Origin of the sequence: Mycobacterium sp. NPDC051804, from assembly GCF_044452905.1 — a bacterium.
GTDB lineage: Bacteria > Actinomycetota > Actinomycetes > Mycobacteriales > Mycobacteriaceae > Mycobacterium.
The window spans coordinates 363,762-383,360 of sequence record NZ_JBITCD010000002.1 but is presented as its reverse complement, the minus strand read 5'-3'; the positions used below and the strand labels follow the sequence as shown (position 1 = coordinate 383,360).

The window sequence follows — 19,599 nt, the reverse complement described above, 5'->3', positions numbered from 1 at the left end:
GCGCGACGGTAGTGTGGCACGTCGTGCACCTCAAGAGTCTGACGCTGAAGGGCTTCAAGTCGTTTGCTTCGCCGACGACTCTGCGCTTCGAGCCAGGCATCACCTGTGTCGTTGGCCCCAACGGGTCGGGCAAGTCGAATGTGGTCGACGCACTCACCTGGGTGATGGGCGAACAGGGTGCCAAGACTCTGCGCGGCGGCAAGATGGAGGACGTCATCTTCGCCGGCACATCGTCGCGCCCACCGCTCGGCCGCGCTGAAGTGACGGTCACGATCGACAATTCGGACAACTCGCTGCCGATCGAATATTCCGAGGTGTCGATCACCCGTCGCATGTTCCGCGATGGCGGCAGCGAATACGAGATCAACGGGGCCAGTTGCCGTTTGATGGATGTGCAGGAACTGCTGTCAGACTCCGGCATCGGCCGCGAGATGCACGTGATTGTCGGGCAGGGCAAGCTCTCCGAGATCCTCGAATCACGCCCGGAGGATCGGCGTGCATTCATCGAGGAGGCCGCGGGCGTCCTCAAGCACCGCAAGCGCAAGGAAAAGGCCGTCCGCAAGCTCGACTCGATGTCGGCCAACCTGGCGCGGCTCACCGACCTGACGACCGAGTTGCGCCGTCAGCTCAAGCCATTGGGCCGGCAGGCCGAGATGGCTCGCCGCGCCCAGACCATCCAGGCGGACCTGCGCGATGCCCGGCTGCGATTGGCCGCCGACGACCTCGTCGTGCGCAAGGCCGAATTCGAGAACACCAACCAGACCGAGACGACGCTGCGTCGCGAACACGACGATCTGGCGACCCGGCTCGAGACACGTAGCGTCGAGCTGAACGCCCACGAGTCGGCGGTCGGCAGCCTCAGCGAGCGTGCGGAATCCGCTCAGCAGACGTGGTTTTCGCTGTCGGCGCTGGCCGAACGCGTCAGTGCCACCGTGCGCATCGCCAGTGAGCGTGCCCAACACCTGGACACCGAACCCGAAACTTCGACCGGTCCTGATCCCGACGAACTGGAGGCCAAGGCCGAAGAGGTCGCCGCCCAGGAGCGCCAACTCCTTGCGGAGCTCGACGAATCGCGATCGCGTCTGGAAGCCGCCCGCACCGAACTCAGTGAGCGCGAGAGCGTCGCCGCCGAAGCCGAGCGCGCCCACCTCGCCGCCGTCCGCGCCGAGGCCGATCGCCGTGAGGGTCTGGCCCGCCTGGCCGGCCAGGTCGACACGATGCGCACCCGCGTCGAGTCGATCGACGAGACCGTCGCACGGCTGACCGGCGGCATCGAGGAGGCTGCGGCGAAAGCCCAGCAGACACAGGCCGAGTTCGAGACCGTGCAGGGGCGGGTCGGTGAACTCGATGCCGGTGAGGTCGGTCTCGACGAGCACCACGACCGCACGGTGACCGCGCTGCGGCTCGCCGATGAACGGGTTGCCGAACTGCAGGCGGGCGAACGTGGCGCCGAACGTCAGGTGGCGTCGTTGCGCGCCCGCATCGAGGCGTTGTCCGTTGGCCTCGATCGCAAGGACGGCGCGGCGTGGCTGCAGAAAAACCGTGATGGCGCAGGGCTTTTCGGATCGATAGCCAACCTTGTGAAGGTACGCCCCGGCTACGAGGTGGCTGTTGCCGCGGTGCTGGGCGCGGCTGCCGACGCCGTCGCCGCCGAGGATTCGGGTGCGGCGCGTTCGGCCGTTGCCGCGCTCAAGCAGTCCGATGGTGGTCGCGCGGCCATCGTCCTCGGCGACTGGCCCCAGCACGCCGCGCCAAACGTCGGCCCGCCTCCCGAAGGGGCGGTGTGGGCGCTGGACCTCGTCGATGTGCCGCAACGTCTGCAGGGCGCGATCACCGCCATGCTGTCGGGCGTCGCGGTGGTTCGCGATCTGTCCGCCGCGCTGGACGTGGTCGTGGCGCGCCCGCAATTGAAGGCGGTCACCGCCGACGGTGATCTTGTCGGCGCCGGCTGGGTCAGCGGCGGTTCCGACCGCAAGCCCAGCACGCTGGAGATCGCGTCGGAGGTCGAGAAGGCTCGCCAAGAGCTCGCAGCCGCCGAGAAGCAGACCGCGGAACTGTCCGCCGCGCTGGCCGGTGCCCTTGCGGAGCAGACGACCCGGCAGGACGCCGCCGAACAAGCGCTCGCGGCGCTCAACGAGTCTGATGCGGCGATCTCGGCTGTGTACGAACATCTCGGCAGGCTCGGCCAGGAGGCACGCGCTACCGACGACGAATGGCAGCGGCTGATCCAGCAGCGCGACGAGCTAGAGGCCGGCCGCAATCAAACGGTCCAGGAACTCGCGGAGCTCGAGCAACGGCTGCACAACGCCCAAGCAGAGCCGACGTTCGAATCGGAGCCTGTCCACCGGCAGGAATCGACGGCGGCGGCCGAGGCCGCCCGCTCGGCCGAGGTCGAGGCCAGGCTCACGGTGCGTACGGCCGAAGAGCGCGCGAATGCCGTTCGCGGTCAAGCTGATTCGCTGCGCAGGGCGGCTGCCGCCGAGCGTGATGCACGGTTGCGCGCGCAGCGTGCGCGTGAGGCGCGCGTGCACGCCGCCGCGGTCGCGGCGGCGGTGGCGGAGTCCGGACGTCTCGTCGCGCAACGGCTCAGTGCCGCTGTCGCGGTCGCGTCGCGGGCGCGTGACGACGTCGCCGCCGAACGTCAGCACCGGGCGACCGCTCTGGCGAAGGCACGCGACGAGGTCAACGATCTGAGCGCCAAGATCACCGCCCTCACCGACGCCCTGCACCGTGATGAGATCGCCAAAGCGCAAGCGGCGCTTCGTATAGAGCAGCTCGAGGAACATGTCCTCGAGACGTTCGGGATGGCGGCCGCCGACCTTGTCGCCGAGTACGGTCCCGATGTCTCGCTGCCTCCGACGGAGCTGGAGATGGCCGAGTACGAGCAGGCCAAGGAGCGCGGCGAACAGGTGATGGCGCCGGCCCCCATGCCATTCGATCGGCCCACCCAGGAGCGCCGCGCCAAGAAGGCCGAGCGTGAACTGAACGAACTGGGCCGGGTGAACCCGCTAGCGTTGGAGGAGTTCGCCGCGCTGGAGGAGCGCTACAACTTCTTGTCCACCCAGTTGGAGGACGTCAAGGCCGCCCGCAAGGACCTGCTCGACGTCATCGACGATGTCGACGCCCGCATCCTCCAGGTGTTCGCCGAGGCGTACGCGGATGTGGAACGTGAGTTCCAGCAGGTGTTTTCGGCACTCTTCCCCGGCGGCGAGGGAAGGCTGCTGCTGACCAATCCCGACGACATGCTCACCACCGGTATCGAGGTGGAGGCTCGTCCGCCGGGCAAGAAGATCAAGCGACTGTCGCTGCTGTCCGGTGGTGAGAAGTCGCTGACCGCCGTCGCGATGCTGGTGGCCATCTTCCGTGCGCGGCCGTCGCCGTTCTACGTCATGGACGAGGTGGAGGCCGCACTCGACGATGTGAATCTGCGCCGCCTGCTGGGGCTGTTCGAGCAGTTGCGTAGCCAGTCGCAGCTGCTCGTCATCACGCACCAGAAGCCGACGATGGAGATCGCGGATGCGCTGTACGGCGTCACGATGCGCGACGACGGCATCACCGCGGTGATCAGTCAGCGGATGCGCGGCCAGGAACTGGTCGGCGCCGCCAACTAAGAGTGATTTGGGTGTAGTTGGTCGCGCTCACCGCGACCGTCGACACCGAAATCACAGGGGAGTGACGCCGCCCTCGCGGAGTTCGGCGAGGTTTGCCGCTCCGCTGCCGTGCAGGCAGATCAACAGTTCGTCGATGAAGCGCTGCAGCCAATCCGCCGCGGCGGCAGGCGATTCGATCGCAGGCGCTAGCAGCGGCCGAGCCACCGACACCACGTCGGCCCCCAGTGCGATCGCTTTGGCCGCGTCCATCCCTGTACGGATACCGCCGGACGCGACCAGCGGAACACCGGGCAGCGTCCGCCGCACCTCCAGCAGTGCCTGTGCGGTCGGAATGCCCCACTCGGCCAGCGCCGGATACCGGATCTCGCCGTAGCGGACGAACTGCTCGACTCGCGCCCACGACGTCCCGCCCGCGCCCGCGACGTCCACCGCCGCAATCGGGCAGTCGTAAAGCTCGGCTGCCGCCTTGCCCCCGATCCCGTGGCCGACCTCCTTGAGGATCACCGGGTAGCCGATGGTTCCTGTGATCTCGCGCAGGCGTGCGATCGAACCCGAGAAGTCGGTGTCGCCCTTGTGTTGCATGGCTTCCTGCAATGGATTGGTATGCACTGCAAGGGCATTGGCGTTGACCCGATCGAGCGCCTCGATCAGGGCGGGCACCGTTTGCGCGGTCAGTTGGCTCAGTCCGATGTTGCCGATCAGCAATACGTCCGGCGCGATCTCGCGGACCTGGAACGTGGCCGAGGCGGGGTCGTTGTCCAGCATGATGCGCTGTGAACCCAGCATCATGCCGATGCCGAGCTGCTGGGCCGCACCGGCGAGGTTGCGATTGATGGTGCCGGACAACTCCGCGCCACCGGTCATCGGGCCGATGAGCACCGGTGCGCGTAACCGGGTGCCCAGGAACTCTGTCGCCAGCTCGATGGACCCGAGGTCGGTCTGCGTGAGCGCGTTGTACGGCAACTGGTAACGCTCGAACCCGGTCGTCACGGTCTGGAAGTCGACCGCCTCGCTGAGGCACACATCGATGTGGCGCCGTTTGCGGGTCTCCATGCCACCGGGGTCCAGCGTCACCGGCTAACCGTCCTGAGACAATGGCGTCGTGACTGTCGAGTTGTGGATCGCGATCGCGGTCATTGCCGTATTGATCATCGCCGCGCTGGTCGTAGGTCTGGTGCGATACCGGCGTCGACAGGTCAGTTTGTCGTCTAAAGACACCGCAACTCCTGTCGACCGCTCTGGCGGCTACACCGCCTCGTCAACCATCACGTTCTCGCAGTCAGCGCCCGCTGAACCGGTCGAACGCATCGATACCAGCGGGTTACCCGCCGTCGGCGATGATGCCACCATCCCGCGGGATGCCCCGAAGCGGCCCATCTCAGACGTTCGGCTGCCCGAGCCGCCGGTCGTCGCAGAAGTCGAGGACGTCGTACAAGTCCCGGAGGTTCCGGTACAGCCGGCCACGCCGGCGGAGTCTGCTGCTCCCGTACTCGACGAGATCGCCCCTGCTGAGGGCCGGCTGGAGCGGCTGCGGGGCCGGCTCGCCAAATCGCAGAGCACGCTGGGCCGCAGCATGCTCGGCCTACTCGGCGGCGGCGACCTCGACGAGGACTCCTGGCAGGACGTCGAGGACACCCTGCTCATCGCCGACCTCGGCCCCGTCGCGACCGAGTCTGTTGTCACGTCACTGCGGTCGCGGATGGCGAGCAGCCACGTGCGCACCGAGGCCGACGCCCGTCAAATCGTGCGTCAGGTCTTGATCGACGAGTTGCAACCCGACCTGGACCGCTCCATCAAGGCGCTTCCGCACGCCGACAAGCCCTCGGTGCTGCTCGTCGTCGGCGTCAACGGCACCGGCAAGACGACCACCGTGGGCAAGCTGGCCCGGGTGCTGGTGGCCGACGGCCGCCGCGTCGTCCTGGGCGCGGCCGACACGTTTCGCGCTGCCGCCGCCGACCAGTTGCAGAGTTGGGCGTCTCGAGTCGGTGCGCAGGTGGTGCGCGGCGCCGAGGGCGCCGATCCGGCGTCGGTGGCGTTCGACGCCGTCGACGTCGGCGTCGAGACCGGTGCCGACGTCGTCGTCATCGATACTGCAGGGCGCCTGCACACCAAGACCGGCCTGATGGACGAACTGGGCAAGGTCAAGCGCGTGGTGAGCAAGCGCGCGGAGGTTGACGAGGTCCTGTTGGTGCTCGACGCGACGATCGGCCAAAACGGTTTGCCTCAGGCTCGCGTTTTTGCCGAAGTCGTCGACATCACCGGCGTCGTGCTCACCAAACTCGACGGCACCGCCAAGGGCGGGATCGTCTTCCGCGTGCAGCAGGAATTGGGTGTGCCCGTCAAACTCGTCGGTCTGGGCGAGGGTCCCGACGACCTTGCTCCGTTTGAGCCGACGGCGTTCGTCGACGCATTGCTCGGTTAACGAACAGGCTCCTAAAACGCGTGATGTAACACCGACGAAACGTCCAGTGTCCATCCGTTCACACGAGTGAAACACCGTGGAGCCTTCGACGAAACAACCACTCAGCAAAGTCTTGGACCAGGTCAATGGTCGTAAAGCGTTGCGGCCGTGGCATGTCGAAGGAGGAAACTGCGAGTGGATGGATTCCCGACCCTCGGTATACCGGACACCGGTGATACCGCATGGATGCTGGCTAGCGCAGCGCTTGTCTTGTTGATGACGCCGGGCCTTGCTTTCTTCTACGGAGGCATGGTGCGGGCCAAGGGCGTGCTCAACATGATCATGATGAGCTTCAGCGCCATGGGTTTGGTGACGGTGCTCTGGGTGCTCTACGGCTACTCGATGGCATTCGGCAACGACGTGTCGAGTTTGTTCGGCGACCCGACGCAGTTCTTCGGCCTGAAGGGTCTCATCGGAGGTAACGCCGCTCCCGCGGTCGAGGCGATTGCCGCGGCCCCCGGGGTCGAGGCTGTCGAGGCGGTTCCGGAAACTCTCATTCCGCTGGTGTTCACGATGCCGGCTTCGGTGTTCGTCGCGTTCCAGTTGATGTTTGCGATCATCACCGTCGCGTTGATCTCGGGTGCGGTCGCCGACCGCATCAAGTTCGGCGCGTGGCTGCTCTTCGCAGGCCTGTGGGCCACTTTCATCTACTTCCCCGTCGCCCACTGGGTGTTCTCGTTCGACGGTGGTACGGCGGAGACCGGCGGCTGGATTGCGAACAAGCTGGCGGCGATCGACTTCGCCGGCGGCACCGCGGTCCACATCAACGCAGGCACCGCGGCGCTGGTTCTCGTGCTGATCCTCGGGAAGCGCAGAGGTTGGCCGAATACGCCGATGCGCCCGCACAATCTGCCATTCGTGATGCTCGGCGCCGGTCTGCTGTGGTTCGGCTGGTACGGCTTCAATGCGGGCTCGGCCGGCGCGTCTGGTGGCCTGGCGGGTTCGACCTTCGTCACCACGACAGTGGCCACGGCCGCCGCGATGCTGGCGTGGTTGCTCACGGAGCGCATTCGTGACGGCAAGGCCACATCACTGGGAGCGGCCTCGGGTGTGGTGGCCGGTCTGGTCGCCATCACGCCCTCGTGTTCCGCGGTCAACGTCCTGGGAGCGCTCGTCATCGGTGTGGTCGCAGGGTCCTTGTGCGCGTTGGCTGTCGGCCTGAAATACAAACTGGGCTATGACGACTCGCTCGACGTGGTCGGCGTCCACCTGGTGGGCGGCATCGTCGGCACGCTGCTGATCGGATTGGTGGCGGCCCCAGAGGCCGGCGCCGGAGTGGCAGGTCTGTTCTACGGCGGTGGAGTCGACCAGCTGTGGCGGCAGGCAGTCGGCGCCGGGGCGGTTCTGCTCTACAGTGCGATCGGTACAGCTATCTTGGCTTTCATCGTGAAATTCACGGTGGGGCTGCGACTCAGCGACGAACAAGAGGCTGCGGGTGCCGACGAGAGCGAACACGCGGAAAGCGGATACGACTTTGCAGCTGTCGGCGGCGGTTCCGTTCTCGGACGTCACGGCGGAGAGGAATAAGGGGATATGAAGCTGATTACTGCGATCATCAAGCCGTTCACGCTCGAAGACGTCAAGACCGGACTCGAGCAGACCGGAATTCTCGGAATGACCGTCAGCGAGGTGCAGGGCTACGGCCGCCAGAAGGGCCACACCGAGGTGTATCGCGGCGCGGAGTACTCCGTCGACTTCGTTCCGAAGGTCCGAGTCGAGGTCGTGGTCGACGATTCCGCGGTGGACAAGGTCGTGGACGTCATTGTCCAGGCTGCACGCACCGGGAAGATCGGCGACGGCAAGGTGTGGGTCAGTCCCGTTGACACGGTCGTGCGAGTTCGCACCGGCGAGCGTGGAACGGACGCCCTTTGAGCAGCTTGAGATAAGAGGTCGTCACCCGGCCTTTGCACCGTGAATGTTGAAGGTAAGGGCCGGGGAGGACACGAAATGACTGAGCAGAGACCAGATTCCGCCGCCGGGCCTCCTCGATGGGAGGCTCCGGCGGCGGGCTCGTTACGACCCGCAACCGACCTGAAAGCCGCCGCCGAACAGCTGTTGACCAACGACTCCAGGCAACTGGATTCGGCTGCTCTGCGGGACGCACTGCTCGATTTGCACGAATTTTGGCTCACGACAAAGGCCGCCGAGATCGGCATCACGCCGACCAGCGGATTCGCCATCGTCGCAACCGGTGGTCTGGGCCGCGGCGAACTGGTGCCCTATTCGGATCTCGATCTCACGTTGCTGCACGACAACATGCCTGGCGACGTCGTCGGCCAGGTCGCCGAGTTGCTGTGGTATCCGTTGTGGGACGCGAACATTCGCATCGACCACAGTGTGCGCACGGTACCTGAGGCGCTGTCCGTCGCCGGTGAGGACATCTCCGCGGGCCTGGCCATGCTCGAAGCGCGACACATCGCGGGTGATTCGGACCTGTCAAACCTGCTGATCGGTGGGGCGCGACGGCAGTGGCGCACTGGGGTCGCCGCGCGTTTCGAAGAACTGGTCGAGCACACCAGGGCACGGTGGCAGCGTAGTGGCGAGATCGCCCACCGCGCAGAGCCCGACCTGAAATGCGGACGCGGCGGCCTGCGCGACGTTCAACTTCTCAACGCGTTGGCAATCGCCCAACTCGCCGACGTCTATCCGAGCCGATCGCTCGCGTCGCCCACCGAGACACTGGGTGAGGCGCATATGACGCTGCTCAATGTGCGCACTGAACTGCACCGGGTGGCCGGCCGGGGCCGCGAGTTGTTGCTGGCCCAGCACGCCGATGAGATCGGGGCCGCGCTCCAGATCGGCGACCGGTTCGAGCTGGCGCGAATGCTTTCCGACGCCGCCCGCACCATCAGCTTCTACGTCGACGCCGGAATTCGTACCGCCGGCAATGCACTACCGCGACGCGGACTTTCGGCGTTTCGGCGGCCCACGCGCCGGCCCCTTGACGAAGGCGTGATCGAATTCGCGGGCGAGGTCATTCTGGCGCGCGACGCCCGCCCAGAACGCGATCCGGGTCTGATCCTGCGGGTGGCCGCGGCCTCGGCCAACACCGGTCTGCCGATGGCCGCGTCCACACTCGGCCGGCTCGCCGAAACCGCACCTGAGCTGCGCACCCCGTGGCCCCGCCAGGCGCTCAAAGACCTGCTGGTGATGCTGGCCGCCGGTCCGACCGCTGTGGCCACCATCGAGGCGCTCGATCGCACAAATCTATGGGGCCGGCTCTTCCCGGAGTGGGGCGCGGTGCGCGATCTTCCACCGCGCGACGTTGTGCACATCTGGACGGTCGACCGCCATCTCGTCGAAACCGTCTCGCGGGCAAGCGCATTCACCACCCGGGTGTCGCGACCTGACCTGTTGGTACTGGGCGCGCTGTGCCACGACATCGGCAAGGGTCGGGGTGGCGACCACAGTGTCATCGGTGCCGAGTTGGCGGTCCAGATCGGTACCCGGCTGGGCCTGTGGCCATCGGATGTCGAGATCCTGTCCAAGTTGGTTCGCCACCACCTGCTGCTCCCGCACACCGCGACGCGGCGAGACCTGCAGGACCCCAACACGATCGCGTTGGTGGTCGACGCACTCGACGGCGATCTGGTCGTGCTCGAACTGCTGCACGCGCTGGCCGAAGCGGACTCGCTGGCGACCGGCCCCGGGGTGTGGGGCGACTGGAAGGCCTCCCTCATCGGCGATCTCGTGAATCGCTGCCGCTTGGTGATGGCCGGTGAGCCGCTGCCGCAGCCCGATCCCATTGACCCGCGGTACCTTTCGCTTGCGACCGAGGTGGGCATCCATGTCGAGATCACGCCAGGCGACAGTCCGCACATCTACAACGTCACCATGATCGCGCCAGATCGCCGTGGACTGTTGTCCAAGGCCGCGGGTGTGCTGGCGCTGAACTCGTTGCGGGTGCATTCGGCGTCGGTCAACGGGCACTCGGGCTCGGCGATCAACACGTTCGTGGTGTCGCCGCACTTCGGTTCCCCGCCCGCGGCCGAGCTGTTACGCCAGCAGTGGATCCTCGCGCTCGAAGGCGACCTCGATGCGCTCGCGTCGCTGGACAAGCGCGATCGCGAAGCCGCGCAGTACGGGACGATGCGCGCGGGTGAGGTGCCGGACGCGGTTCCGATCAACCATGTGATCGCCCCGCCGCGGATTCTGTGGTCCGAGGGCGCGTCGCCGGGCGAGCTGGTAGTGCAGATCCGCAGTACTGATCGCACCGGCCTGCTGGCGAGGCTGACGGCGGTGTTCGAACGCGATGGCGTCGACATCGCCTGGGCGAAGGTCACGACGCTGGGTTCGTCGGTGGTCGACTTGTTCGGCATCACCGCCGTCGGAGACGGCGATTCAGACGGAGCCCCGGTTGAATTTTCCCCTACCGTACGTGGGGAACTCGAACGCGACCTATACGCGATCCTGCCCACACCCGCACCCGCGAAGCCGGTTTCCGAGGCCAGTTAGAACTCGGCCGGATTTGGTGCCGGAACGCCCCTCCCGCGGCGGCGATAATCGGCGGATGGATCAGAGCACCACAGAACGCGGGTCGTCGACCACAGAGGCATTGGTCAGCGCGGCGCTGGTGCTGCCCGCGATGGTCCTTTGGTATCTGCGGCTGTGGCCATATGAAACCGACTGGTCCGTGGACGCAGTGAGGATGTGGAGCCTCGCGTGGACCGTGGTGCTCGGAGCCTATTTCGTGGTCGTTGTCGCGGTCCGCGCGCGCACCGCCGCGCGGCGGCTCCCCGCGGTGGTGATGGCCGTCGCGGCGACCGTGCTGGATTTCGGCGGCTCGACCCTTGCGTGGTACGCGTCGGCCTCGGGTCCGGCCCAATGGGTCGACCGGATCCTGACGGTGGTGACCATCGTTCTGTTCGTCGCGGCGTGGGGCGTGGCGCGCCGCTGCACCCCGAAGTGGGTGATCGGCCTTGCTCCGGCGCTGGTCATCGCCATTGCTGTTCCCGTGCTGACCGCATCGGACTGGCTGTACATCATCGATGTCGGCGCCCCGTGGCTCGCCTACACGTGTGTATGGATCGGGAGCTTCCTGTTGGGATGCCTGGCCTGCTGGGGCTTCGATGCGATGGGTGCGTCGGCCCCGGGCACCGCAACCCCGGTCGCAACCGTGGATGCACCGCCGGCAACCGTCGCGAACGTTGCGTCGCCGGCGGTCCCGCAGACGAACACGACGGCCATTGCGGCGCTGGTGTCCGCGCTGGTCTTCCCGCCCCTGGGCATCATCTTCGGGCACGTGGCGCTCAAGCAGATCAAGAGGACCGGTGACGAAGGTCGGGGATTGGCGGTCGCGGGCCTGGTGATCGGCTACGTCGTGACGGTGCTGCTGGCGCTGCTTCTGATCCTTGTCGTGGTCTATTTCGCGGTGCTGTACAGCCAGATCTAGGACGTGTCAGGAGCGGCCCGCTGGGAGAAGTTAGGCTGGACCGCGTGTTTGAATCGCTGTCCGACCGGTTGACCGGCGCCCTTCAAGGGCTGCGCGGTAAGGGCCGGTTGTCCGACGCCGACATCGATGCGACGACCCGCGAGATTCGGTTGGCCCTGCTCGAAGCTGACGTGTCGCTGCCGGTGGTGCGCGACTTCGTCGCACGCATCAAGGAACGCGCCAAGGGCGCCGAGGTGTCCGGTGCGCTGAATCCCGCCCAGCAGGTCGTCAAGATCGTCAACGAGGAACTCATCGCCATCCTCGGCGGCGAGACGCGCCAGCTGGCGTTCTCCAAGACCCCGCCGACGGTCATCATGCTTGCGGGTCTGCAGGGTTCCGGTAAGACCACGTTGGCCGGAAAGCTCGCGAAATGGCTTAAAGGACAAGGGAACACGCCGCTTCTCGTCGCGTGCGACCTGCAGCGTCCCGGTGCCGTCAACCAGCTCCAAATCGTCGGTCAGCGAGCCGGCGTCGACGTCTTCGCCCCGCATCCCGGCACCGCCGAAGGGTCCGACGACTCGGCACCCGGCGATCCGGTGGCGGTGGCCTCGGCAGGCATCGCCGAGGCTAAGGCCAGGCATCACGACGTCGTCATCGTCGACACCGCGGGCCGCCTCGGCATCGACGAGGAGCTGATGCGGCAGGCCGGCGCCATCCGCGACGCCGTCAACCCCGACGAAGTGATCTTCGTGCTCGACGCGATGATCGGCCAGGACGCCGTCAACACCGCCGAGGCGTTCCGCGAAGGCGTCGGCTTCACGGGTGTGGTGCTGACCAAGCTCGACGGCGACGCCCGCGGCGGTGCCGCGCTGTCGGTGCGCGAGATCACCGGCGTGCCGATCCTGTTTGCGTCCGCGGGCGAGAAGCTCGAGGACTTCGACGTCTTCCACCCCGACCGGATGGCCAGCCGCATCCTGGGCATGGGCGACGTGCTCACCCTGATCGAGCAGGCTGAGCAGGTCTTCGACGCCGAGAAGGCCGAGGAAGCCGCCGCCAAGATCGGCAGCGGCGAGCTGACGCTGGAGGACTTCCTCGAGCAGATGCTGGCGATCCGGAAGATGGGCCCGATCGGCAACTTGCTGGGCATGCTGCCCGGCGCCGGGCAGATGAAGGATGCGCTGGCAGCCGTCGACGACAAGTCGCTCGACCGCTTGCAGGCGATCATCCGCGGCATGACGCCCGAAGAGCGCGCAGACCCCAAGATCATCAACGGATCGCGCAGGCTGCGCATCGCCAACGGATCCGGGGTCACGGTCGGTGAGGTCAACCAGCTCGTCGAGCGGTTCTTCGAGGCGCGCAAGATGATGTCGTCGATGGCCGGGCAGATGGGAATGCCGTTCGGCCGCAAGGGATCCGCGCGCAAGTCCGGTAAAGGCAAGAACAAGCAGGCCGGAAAGAAGAAGGGCAACCGTGGGCCGACGCCGCCCAAGGTACGCAATCCGCTGGGCGCCGGCGGACTGCCTGCCGGATTCCCTGACCTCTCCGATATGCCCAAGGGTCTCGACGAGCTGCCGCCCGGCCTGGCCAACATCGACCTCTCGAAGTTCAAGTTCCCGGGTCAGAACTAGGGATGACGCCTTCACGGCCCCTGCATATTCGAGGCCTCGGCCTGCCCGATGAACAGCCGGTCGAATGGTGGATCGCCGACGGCACACTGAGTGCCGAACCGGTGCGCGGCGCCGAGACCGTATTCGACAACGGTTGGATCCTGCCCGGCCTCGTCGATGCGCATTGCCACGTCGGACTCGGTGTGCAGGGCGCGACCGATCTGGATGAGGCGATCGCCCAGGCGGAGACGGAACGTGACGCAGGCGCTCTGCTGCTGCGCGACGCGGGTTCCCCTGTCGACACCCGCAGCCTCGACGATCACGACGATCTGCCGCGGATCATCAGGGCCGGCCGCCACCTCGCCAGACCCAAGCGCTACCAGCGCGGGTTCGCCATCGAATTGGAGGACCAGTCCGGGCTTCCGGACGCCGTGGCCGAACAGGCGCGCTTCGGCGACGGCTGGGTGAAGCTCGTCGGCGACTGGATCGACCGTGAGATCGGCGATCTGGCTCCGTTGTGGTCGGACGACGTACTGAAGGCGGCCATCGAGGCGGCCCATGAGAACGGTGCCCGCGTCACGGCTCATGTGTTCAGCGAGGACGCGCTGCCGGGGCTGATCAAGGCGGGCATCGACTGTATCGAGCACGGCACGGGTCTGACCGACGACACCATCGAGCTGATGGTCGAGCACGGCACCGCGCTGGTGCCGACGCTGATCAACATCGAGAACTTTCCCGGAATCGCCGACAACGCAGCCAAATTCCCGACCTACGCCCGCCACATGCGTGACCTTCACGAGAAGTGCCTCCCGCGCATCGCCGCTGCCCGGGAGGCAGGCATACCGATCTATGCGGGCACCGATGCGGGCAGCATGGTGGCCCACGGCCGGATCGCCGACGAGATCGACGCGCTCAAAGGCATCGGGATGAGCCCGACAGAGGCCCTGGGCGCGGCGTGCTGGAGCGCCCGCGAATGGCTGGGCCGTCCGGGCATCGAGCACGGGGCCTCGGCCGACCTGGTGTGCTATGTCGACGACCCGCGCTTGGGCGCCAATGTGGTCAACAATCCGGAACTGGTGATTCTGCGCGGCCGCGTGTTCACCGCTACTGGGTGAAACCCTCTCCAAAGAGGGGCGACGCCGGACCGGCGACCGTACTCTGATTCCCGTGGGCAACCGGTATCTCGACGTGTCCCAGTACGAGTCAGAGCGTGGCGTTGTCGCCACGGTCACGCTCGACAATCCGGAGAAGCGCAACGCGCTCGCGCTCGACGTGATGATCGAGCTCACGGATGCCCTGCGAGAGATCGCCGACAGCGATGCGGTCGGCGCGGTGCTGGCCGCCAACGGCCCCGTGTTCTCGGCCGGCCACAACTTCGCCGACATGCTCGACGTCTCGCTCTCCGACGCGCAGCACGTGTTCGAGGTATGCACCGAAATGATGACCACCATCCAAGAGATCCCGCAGGTCGTCATTGCGAAGGTGCACGCGTTGGCCACCGCCGCGGGCTGCCAGCTAGTCGCCTCCTGCGATCTCGCTGTCGCCGCCGAATCGGCCGGCTTCGCGCTACCCGGCGGGCGGGGCGGGCTGTTCTGCCATACGCCACTCGTGGCGGTGGCCCGCCAGATCGGCCGCAAGCGGGCACTTGAGATGGCGATGACGGGCGATGTGGTGCCGGCCGCGATCGCCGCCGAATGGGGTCTGATCAACCGCGCCGTGCCGGACGATCAGCTCGACGCCGAGGTGGCTGACCTGATGGCGCGCGCTACGAGGGGAAGTGCGTTTTCAAAGGCCAAGGGCAAGCAGGGTTTCTATGCCAGATCGAACTCGAGCAGGCCGCCGCCTACGCGTACGCGATCGACATGATGGCGCGCGGCGTGGTCGCCACCGACGGCCAAGAGGGTATCCGCAGCTTCCTCGAGAAGCGTGAGTCGCAGTTCACGCAGGGAGCCCGCAGGGCCCGTTCTCAGTAGACGTCGCGCAGGTACCGGTGCGACTTGATGAGGTCGTTGACGTACTTGTGCGCCGCGTCCGCATCCATTTCGCCACTGCGGGCGACGATCTCATGCAATGTCGCGTCGACGTCCTTGGCCATCCGCTCCGCGTCGCCGCACACATAGATGTGCGCACCGGCCTGCAGCCACTCGAAGAACTCCGGGGACTTCTCCAACATGCGATGCTGCACATAGGTTTTCGGATCGCCTTCGGCGCCGTCGCGGGAGAATGCGCAGTCGAGCCGGGTGAGTGTGCCCGAGTCGACAAAGCTCTGCAGCTCCTCGCCGTAGAGGAAATCGGTGGCCCGTCGCCTATCCCCGAAGAACAGCCATGACCGTCCCTTCGCCCGCTTCGCGTGGCGCTCCTGCAGAAACGCGCGGAAGGGCGCGATGCCGGTGCCCGGGCCGATCATGATGATCGGTACGTCATCGGTGGGCAGCCGGAAGTGGTTGTTCGGGCGCAGGTGTACCCGCACTGTGTCGCCACGGTCGGCCAGGAATGTCGACGCCACACCGCCATGCATGCGGTCCTCGGCGCTGTAGCGCACCGTCGCGACGGTCAGGTGTACGCGGTCGGAGTGGAGCCGCGGGCTCGACGCAATCGAGTAGTCGCGGAACTGCAGCGGGCGCAGCGTGTCGACGACCTCGTCGGCCGTCAGGCCGCCCAGCTTGATGAGGTCCAAGACGTCCTTGCCATAGAGCCACGAGCCGGGCACCAGTGTGGCGTCACTGCTCAGCGCTACCGCGGCCTGTTCATCACTGGTTCGGCTGGCTACCAACGCTTTCAGCGCTCTTGACGGTGTCCGGATTTCCAGTTTGTCGGTGAGCAGCACGCCGAGCGGCTCGTCCTGTTCGGCGACAGCGTAATCGTGACCGACGCCGAGCTGCGCCAGTACCGCATCGACGAGCGCCGGATCGTTGCTCGCGTGCACCGCGATCGAATCGCCTGCCTGGTATGCGATTCCGGTGTTAGTGAGGTCCAGTTCGTAGTGTCGGACCTCCTTGTCGGACGCGGGGGCGGTGAGCAGTCGGTTGACCACAAGCCGGACGTCAACTGGGTGGTTGCGCTCCCGCGTCGGCGGCGGTTCGGCCTCCGGCGTTTCGGGAGCGCTCGCGACGACGGCCGGTGCGCCGCCCGTCCGTTCGGCGGCCAGCAGCTTGACGACGTCGGTCGACCACGCCTTGGCCGGCTGCTCGTAGAAGCCGTCGATATCGACGCGATCGGCAATCCTGGTGGCGCCGAGCGCCTCTAGTCGCTCGTCGAGCAGTTTGCCCGCGTGGCAGAACAGGTCGTAGGAGATGTCGCCGAGCGCCAGCACCGCGAAGCTGAGGTGCTCGAGGCGCTCGGTCTCACCGCTGATCGCTTCCCAGAACAGGGTGGCGTTGTCGGGGAACTCGCCGTCGCCGAACGTCGACGTGACCGCGATAAAGTGTGTGGCCGACTGCAATTCGTCGACGTCGATCTGATTGAGCTCGATGGCCTCGGCTTCGATGCCGACGGTTTCGAGCGCTTCGGTGAACGTCATCGCCGCATCCTCGGCGTTACCCATATCGGTGCCGTAGCCGACGATCAACGAGAACTGGCGGCCAGTCACGATCGCATCCCCTCGGTCGCAAATTTAGGGTGACCTTACTTGAAGGGCTCGCGATGCGCGGGCCTCCCTTTTTTGGACACGGGGAGCGACAGATCGTCAGCGGGGCTGGCCGAAGCCCCAGTCGAACAGGCGGATCGCCTGCCCGTACAAGTCGCCGGTGCCGTACATCTCCACCACCACGAGCCGGCGGTTGCCGCGCTGCGCCGCGGCGACATACGTCTCGCGGGCGAGGTTGGTGAACCCGGTCTTGCCCGCGAACGTGCCCGGATAGCGCGTCAGCAGTTCGTTCTGATTGGTGATGGTCTTACCGGGAAACTGTGCCGACGGCGATCGCATGATGTGCGCGATGAGCGGATACTGCAGCGCTGCGCGATAAATCAGCGCGAGGTCGAAGGGCGTCGTGGTGGATTCCCAACCTGGGCCGTCCAGCCCTGACGGTGACGACGCCTTGGTGGAACGGGCGCCCAGGGAAGCCGCCTTGCGGTTCATCGCGGGGATCGCCACACCTTGTCCGCCGAGCATGTCGGCCAGCATGTTCGCCGCGTCGTTGCCCGACACCATCAACAGCGCTTCCAGCAGCTGGCGGGTGGTGTAGGGCTGGCCCGGCTGCAATCCGACGCACGAGCATTCGACTTCGGTATGCGAGGAGTTGGCGCGTGCGAAGTTGTCAGGGCGCAGGTTGTCCAGCACCACCATCGCCAGTAGCGGCTTGATGGTGCTCGCCGGAGCGTGGGGCTCATTTGGGTTGCGGGAAGCCAGAATTGCGCCGGTGTCGAGGTCGGCGAGTAGCCATGCCTGTGCGGGCCCTTCCGGCAACGCGACAGCGCCCGAGGGCTCGATGCCGGGTTGGGCGGCGGCAGGCACCGCTACCGCGAGGGCTGAACACAGAGAGAGCGCCGTGATCACCAACGCGGCCAACAACTTTCGCACGGACGCCGAGCGTAACCGGCGCTGTTCCAGACGCGGTCTCGAACGTGTTGCGATTCAGCAACTTCGCGTTTAGAGACTGCCGATGGTCGCGTTCCTGTCGAGCGCAAAGCCCCAATCCAGCAGGCTGGCGGCCTGATCCCAGTACGTCGGCTGCCCAGGCTTGTCCATCCCGAACATCAACGCGATGACCAAGCGCCTGCCGCTGCGGCCCGCCGCGCCGACAAACGTTTTCTGCGCAAGGTCGGTGTAGCCCGTCTTGCCGCCGATCGTGCCCGGATAGCGCTTGAGCAATTCATCCTGGTTCACCAGCACCTTGTCACCGGTCTTGGTGGGGAAAACCGCGGTCGGCTGGGCCGTGATCTGTGCGAACACTGGATTGGCCATGGCAGCGCGGAAGATGACCGCGAGATCGTGCGGTGATGACCACATGTCGATACCGGGTCCGTCCAGGCCCGACGGTGACCCGGCGTTGGTGCCGTAGGCGCCGAGCAGCGCCGCCTTCCCGTTCATCTTCATGACGGCGACGTCCTGACCGCCGAGCATGCTGGCCAAGGTGTTGGCGGCATCATTGCCCGACACCAGCAGCAGTGCCTCGAGCAGCTGGCGCGCGGTGTAGGTCATGCCGGGTGTGACGCCCGCGCAGTTGCATTCGACCTTGGTGTCGGCCTCGGTGGCCACGATCGTGGTGTCGAGCGGAAGTTCGTCGAGTACTGTCAACGCGAGCAGGACCTTGATGGTGCTGGCGGGTGCGAATTGGCCGTACTCGTTACGGGCGGCCAGCACCGCGCCGCTGTCCATGTCGGCGAGAATCCACGCTTGGGCCGGACCGTCGGGAATGGGCACCGAACCAGATGGCTGGATGACGCCGGCAGGTACGGCTGATGCCACCGCGGTTCCCCCGGCAACCAGGCACAACGTGGTCGCGATGCAGACAAGAATCTTCCGCATGACGGCTGAGCCTATCGTCGCGGCGGGATCGTGTTCAATCAACGCATGTTGAGCCTGGAAGAGATATCCGATCGTTTCGAGATACAGCAGCTGATGATCGACTACTCGAACGCGATCGACCAAAAGCAATTCGACGACCTTGATCGCGTCTTCACCCCGGACGCGTACATCGACTACCGGGTGACCGGCGGCATCGACGGGCGCTTTCCGGACGTCAAGGCGTGGCTCAAAGAGGTGCTTCCGAACTTCCCGGCCTACTACCACATGCTGGGCAATTTCGATGTTCGCATTTCCGGCGACAGCGCGTCCTCGCGCACCATCTGCTTCAACCCCATGGTCTTCAACGCCAGCCCGAACAATGAGGAGAAACAGATCCTGTTCGTCGGCATCTGGTACGTCGATGAGTTCATCCGCACCGCCGAGGGCTGGCGGATGAGCAAGCGCGTCGAGGAGAAGTGCTTCGACAAGCTGCTCTAGCGCTCAGCGGCGTGACAGCTTGGTCGCCGCCCGGGTCAGCCGGTCCGAGATGCGCACGGAGAACAGCGGATTGAAGAAGTCAGTGCGTAGACGGGTCAATGTCGAACTCTTGATGCGCCACTGACCGTCGATCTTCTCGTAGGTCTCGTGGTAGTGCCCCCAGCCGTCGAGGTTCAATCCGGGCGCCAACCGGACGATGTCGTTGAGTGCCCAGACGCCGCGCGCGGTCGTGGGCGACGTCAGCTCGATCTCCGGCGCGTGCACCTGGTGCACGGTCGGCTGCTTGTCCACGTTCTTGCGAACGAAGGCGACGAACTCGTCGGCGCCGTCGATCACCTTGCCGCCCGACGGCGAGGTGTCGCTGTGGAAGTCGTCGGCGAAGATGCCCCGCCATGCCTGCCAGTCCTTGGTGTCCAGGAACCGGCAGTAGCGTGCCTTCAGTTGTTTGATGGCTTCGATCTCGAGCAGAGTGCTGGCGGCGTCCACATTCGAGAGGGTAGCGACCGGATTTCCACCGGTAGGGGCTGTTCTGGCACAATGGGCGGCTGTCTGCCACGCGACTACGGCTGTGTGGCGGTCACACACGTAAGGCAAAACCGGGTGCA

General features: G+C 66.1%; 15 protein-coding genes. 10 read left to right on the top strand and 5 right to left on the bottom strand.

Annotation, left to right across the window (positions count from 1 at the left end):
* Positions 1-23 precede the first annotated feature (23 nt).
* Complete coding sequence (gene smc, locus ACIA48_RS07565; RefSeq protein ID WP_396729300.1) at positions 24-3,611, top strand: chromosome segregation protein SMC; 3,588 nt, start codon at positions 24-26, stop codon at positions 3,609-3,611.
* A 51-nt stretch (positions 3,612-3,662) separates the two neighbouring features.
* Here smc and fni read toward each other — a convergent pair whose 3' ends face one another.
* The gene (gene fni, locus ACIA48_RS07560; RefSeq protein WP_396730687.1) at positions 3,663-4,664 is read right to left on the bottom strand and encodes a type 2 isopentenyl-diphosphate Delta-isomerase; all 1,002 of its coding nucleotides are present in this window, start codon (positions 4,662-4,664) and stop codon (positions 3,663-3,665) included.
* A gap of 49 nt (positions 4,665-4,713) precedes the next feature.
* Here fni and ftsY point away from each other — a divergent pair, with 49 nt between their 5' ends.
* The 8 genes from ftsY to ACIA48_RS07520 all read left to right on the top strand — a co-directional run bounded on the left by ftsY (position 4,714) and on the right by ACIA48_RS07520 (position 14,916).
* Positions 4,714-6,033, top strand: a complete 1,320-nt coding sequence (gene ftsY / locus ACIA48_RS07555; RefSeq protein WP_396729297.1) for a signal recognition particle-docking protein FtsY — start codon at positions 4,714-4,716, stop codon at positions 6,031-6,033.
* A gap of 174 nt (positions 6,034-6,207) precedes the next feature.
* Positions 6,208-7,599 (top strand): ammonium transporter, encoded by a 1,392-nt coding sequence (locus tag ACIA48_RS07550; protein WP_396729294.1) that lies wholly within the window; start codon positions 6,208-6,210, stop codon positions 7,597-7,599.
* Positions 7,600-7,605: 6 nt separating this feature from the next.
* The gene (locus ACIA48_RS07545; RefSeq protein ID WP_006242172.1) at positions 7,606-7,944 is read left to right on the top strand and encodes a P-II family nitrogen regulator; all 339 of its coding nucleotides are present in this window, start codon (positions 7,606-7,608) and stop codon (positions 7,942-7,944) included.
* A 75-nt stretch (positions 7,945-8,019) separates the two neighbouring features.
* Positions 8,020-10,527: a [protein-PII] uridylyltransferase gene (locus ACIA48_RS07540; RefSeq protein WP_396729290.1), complete on the top strand. Its 2,508-nt coding sequence runs from the start codon at positions 8,020-8,022 to the stop codon at positions 10,525-10,527.
* Positions 10,528-10,582: 55 nt separating this feature from the next.
* Entirely contained in the window at positions 10,583-11,464 is an 882-nt protein-coding gene (locus ACIA48_RS07535; RefSeq protein WP_396729287.1) for a DUF4190 domain-containing protein, read from the top strand.
* Positions 11,465-11,508: 44 nt separating this feature from the next.
* On the top strand, positions 11,509-13,071 hold the full coding sequence (gene ffh / locus ACIA48_RS07530; RefSeq protein WP_396729284.1) for a signal recognition particle protein: 1,563 nt from the start codon (positions 11,509-11,511) through the stop codon (positions 13,069-13,071).
* 2 nt (positions 13,072-13,073) lie between these two features.
* A complete protein-coding gene (locus ACIA48_RS07525; protein WP_396729281.1) occupies positions 13,074-14,165 on the top strand; it encodes an amidohydrolase family protein in 1,092 nt (363 codons plus the stop codon).
* Positions 14,166-14,217: 52 nt separating this feature from the next.
* Positions 14,218-14,916: an enoyl-CoA hydratase-related protein gene (locus ACIA48_RS07520; RefSeq protein WP_396729278.1), complete on the top strand. Its 699-nt coding sequence runs from the start codon at positions 14,218-14,220 to the stop codon at positions 14,914-14,916.
* A gap of 100 nt (positions 14,917-15,016) precedes the next feature.
* Here ACIA48_RS07520 and ACIA48_RS07515 read toward each other — a convergent pair whose 3' ends face one another.
* The 3 genes from ACIA48_RS07515 to ACIA48_RS07505 form a co-directional block, all read right to left on the bottom strand.
* A complete protein-coding gene (locus ACIA48_RS07515) occupies positions 15,017-16,594 on the bottom strand; it encodes a sulfite reductase flavoprotein subunit alpha (protein WP_396730685.1) in 1,578 nt (525 codons plus the stop codon).
* 141 nt (positions 16,595-16,735) lie between these two features.
* Positions 16,736-17,569 carry a D-alanyl-D-alanine carboxypeptidase family protein gene (locus ACIA48_RS07510; RefSeq protein WP_396729275.1) on the bottom strand — a complete coding sequence of 278 codons (834 nt, stop codon included), beginning with the start codon at positions 17,567-17,569 and terminating at the stop codon, positions 16,736-16,738.
* Positions 17,570-17,638: 69 nt separating this feature from the next.
* Entirely contained in the window at positions 17,639-18,517 is an 879-nt protein-coding gene (locus ACIA48_RS07505; protein WP_396729272.1) for a D-alanyl-D-alanine carboxypeptidase family protein, read from the bottom strand.
* Positions 18,518-18,562: 45 nt separating this feature from the next.
* Here ACIA48_RS07505 and ACIA48_RS07500 point away from each other — a divergent pair, with 45 nt between their 5' ends.
* Positions 18,563-18,994 carry a nuclear transport factor 2 family protein gene (locus tag ACIA48_RS07500; RefSeq protein WP_396729270.1) on the top strand — a complete coding sequence of 144 codons (432 nt, stop codon included), beginning with the start codon at positions 18,563-18,565 and terminating at the stop codon, positions 18,992-18,994.
* Positions 18,995-18,997: 3 nt separating this feature from the next.
* Here ACIA48_RS07500 and ACIA48_RS07495 read toward each other — a convergent pair whose 3' ends face one another.
* Positions 18,998-19,480, bottom strand: a complete 483-nt coding sequence (locus ACIA48_RS07495) for a nuclear transport factor 2 family protein (RefSeq protein ID WP_396729267.1) — start codon at positions 19,478-19,480, stop codon at positions 18,998-19,000.
* Positions 19,481-19,599 lie beyond the last annotated feature (119 nt).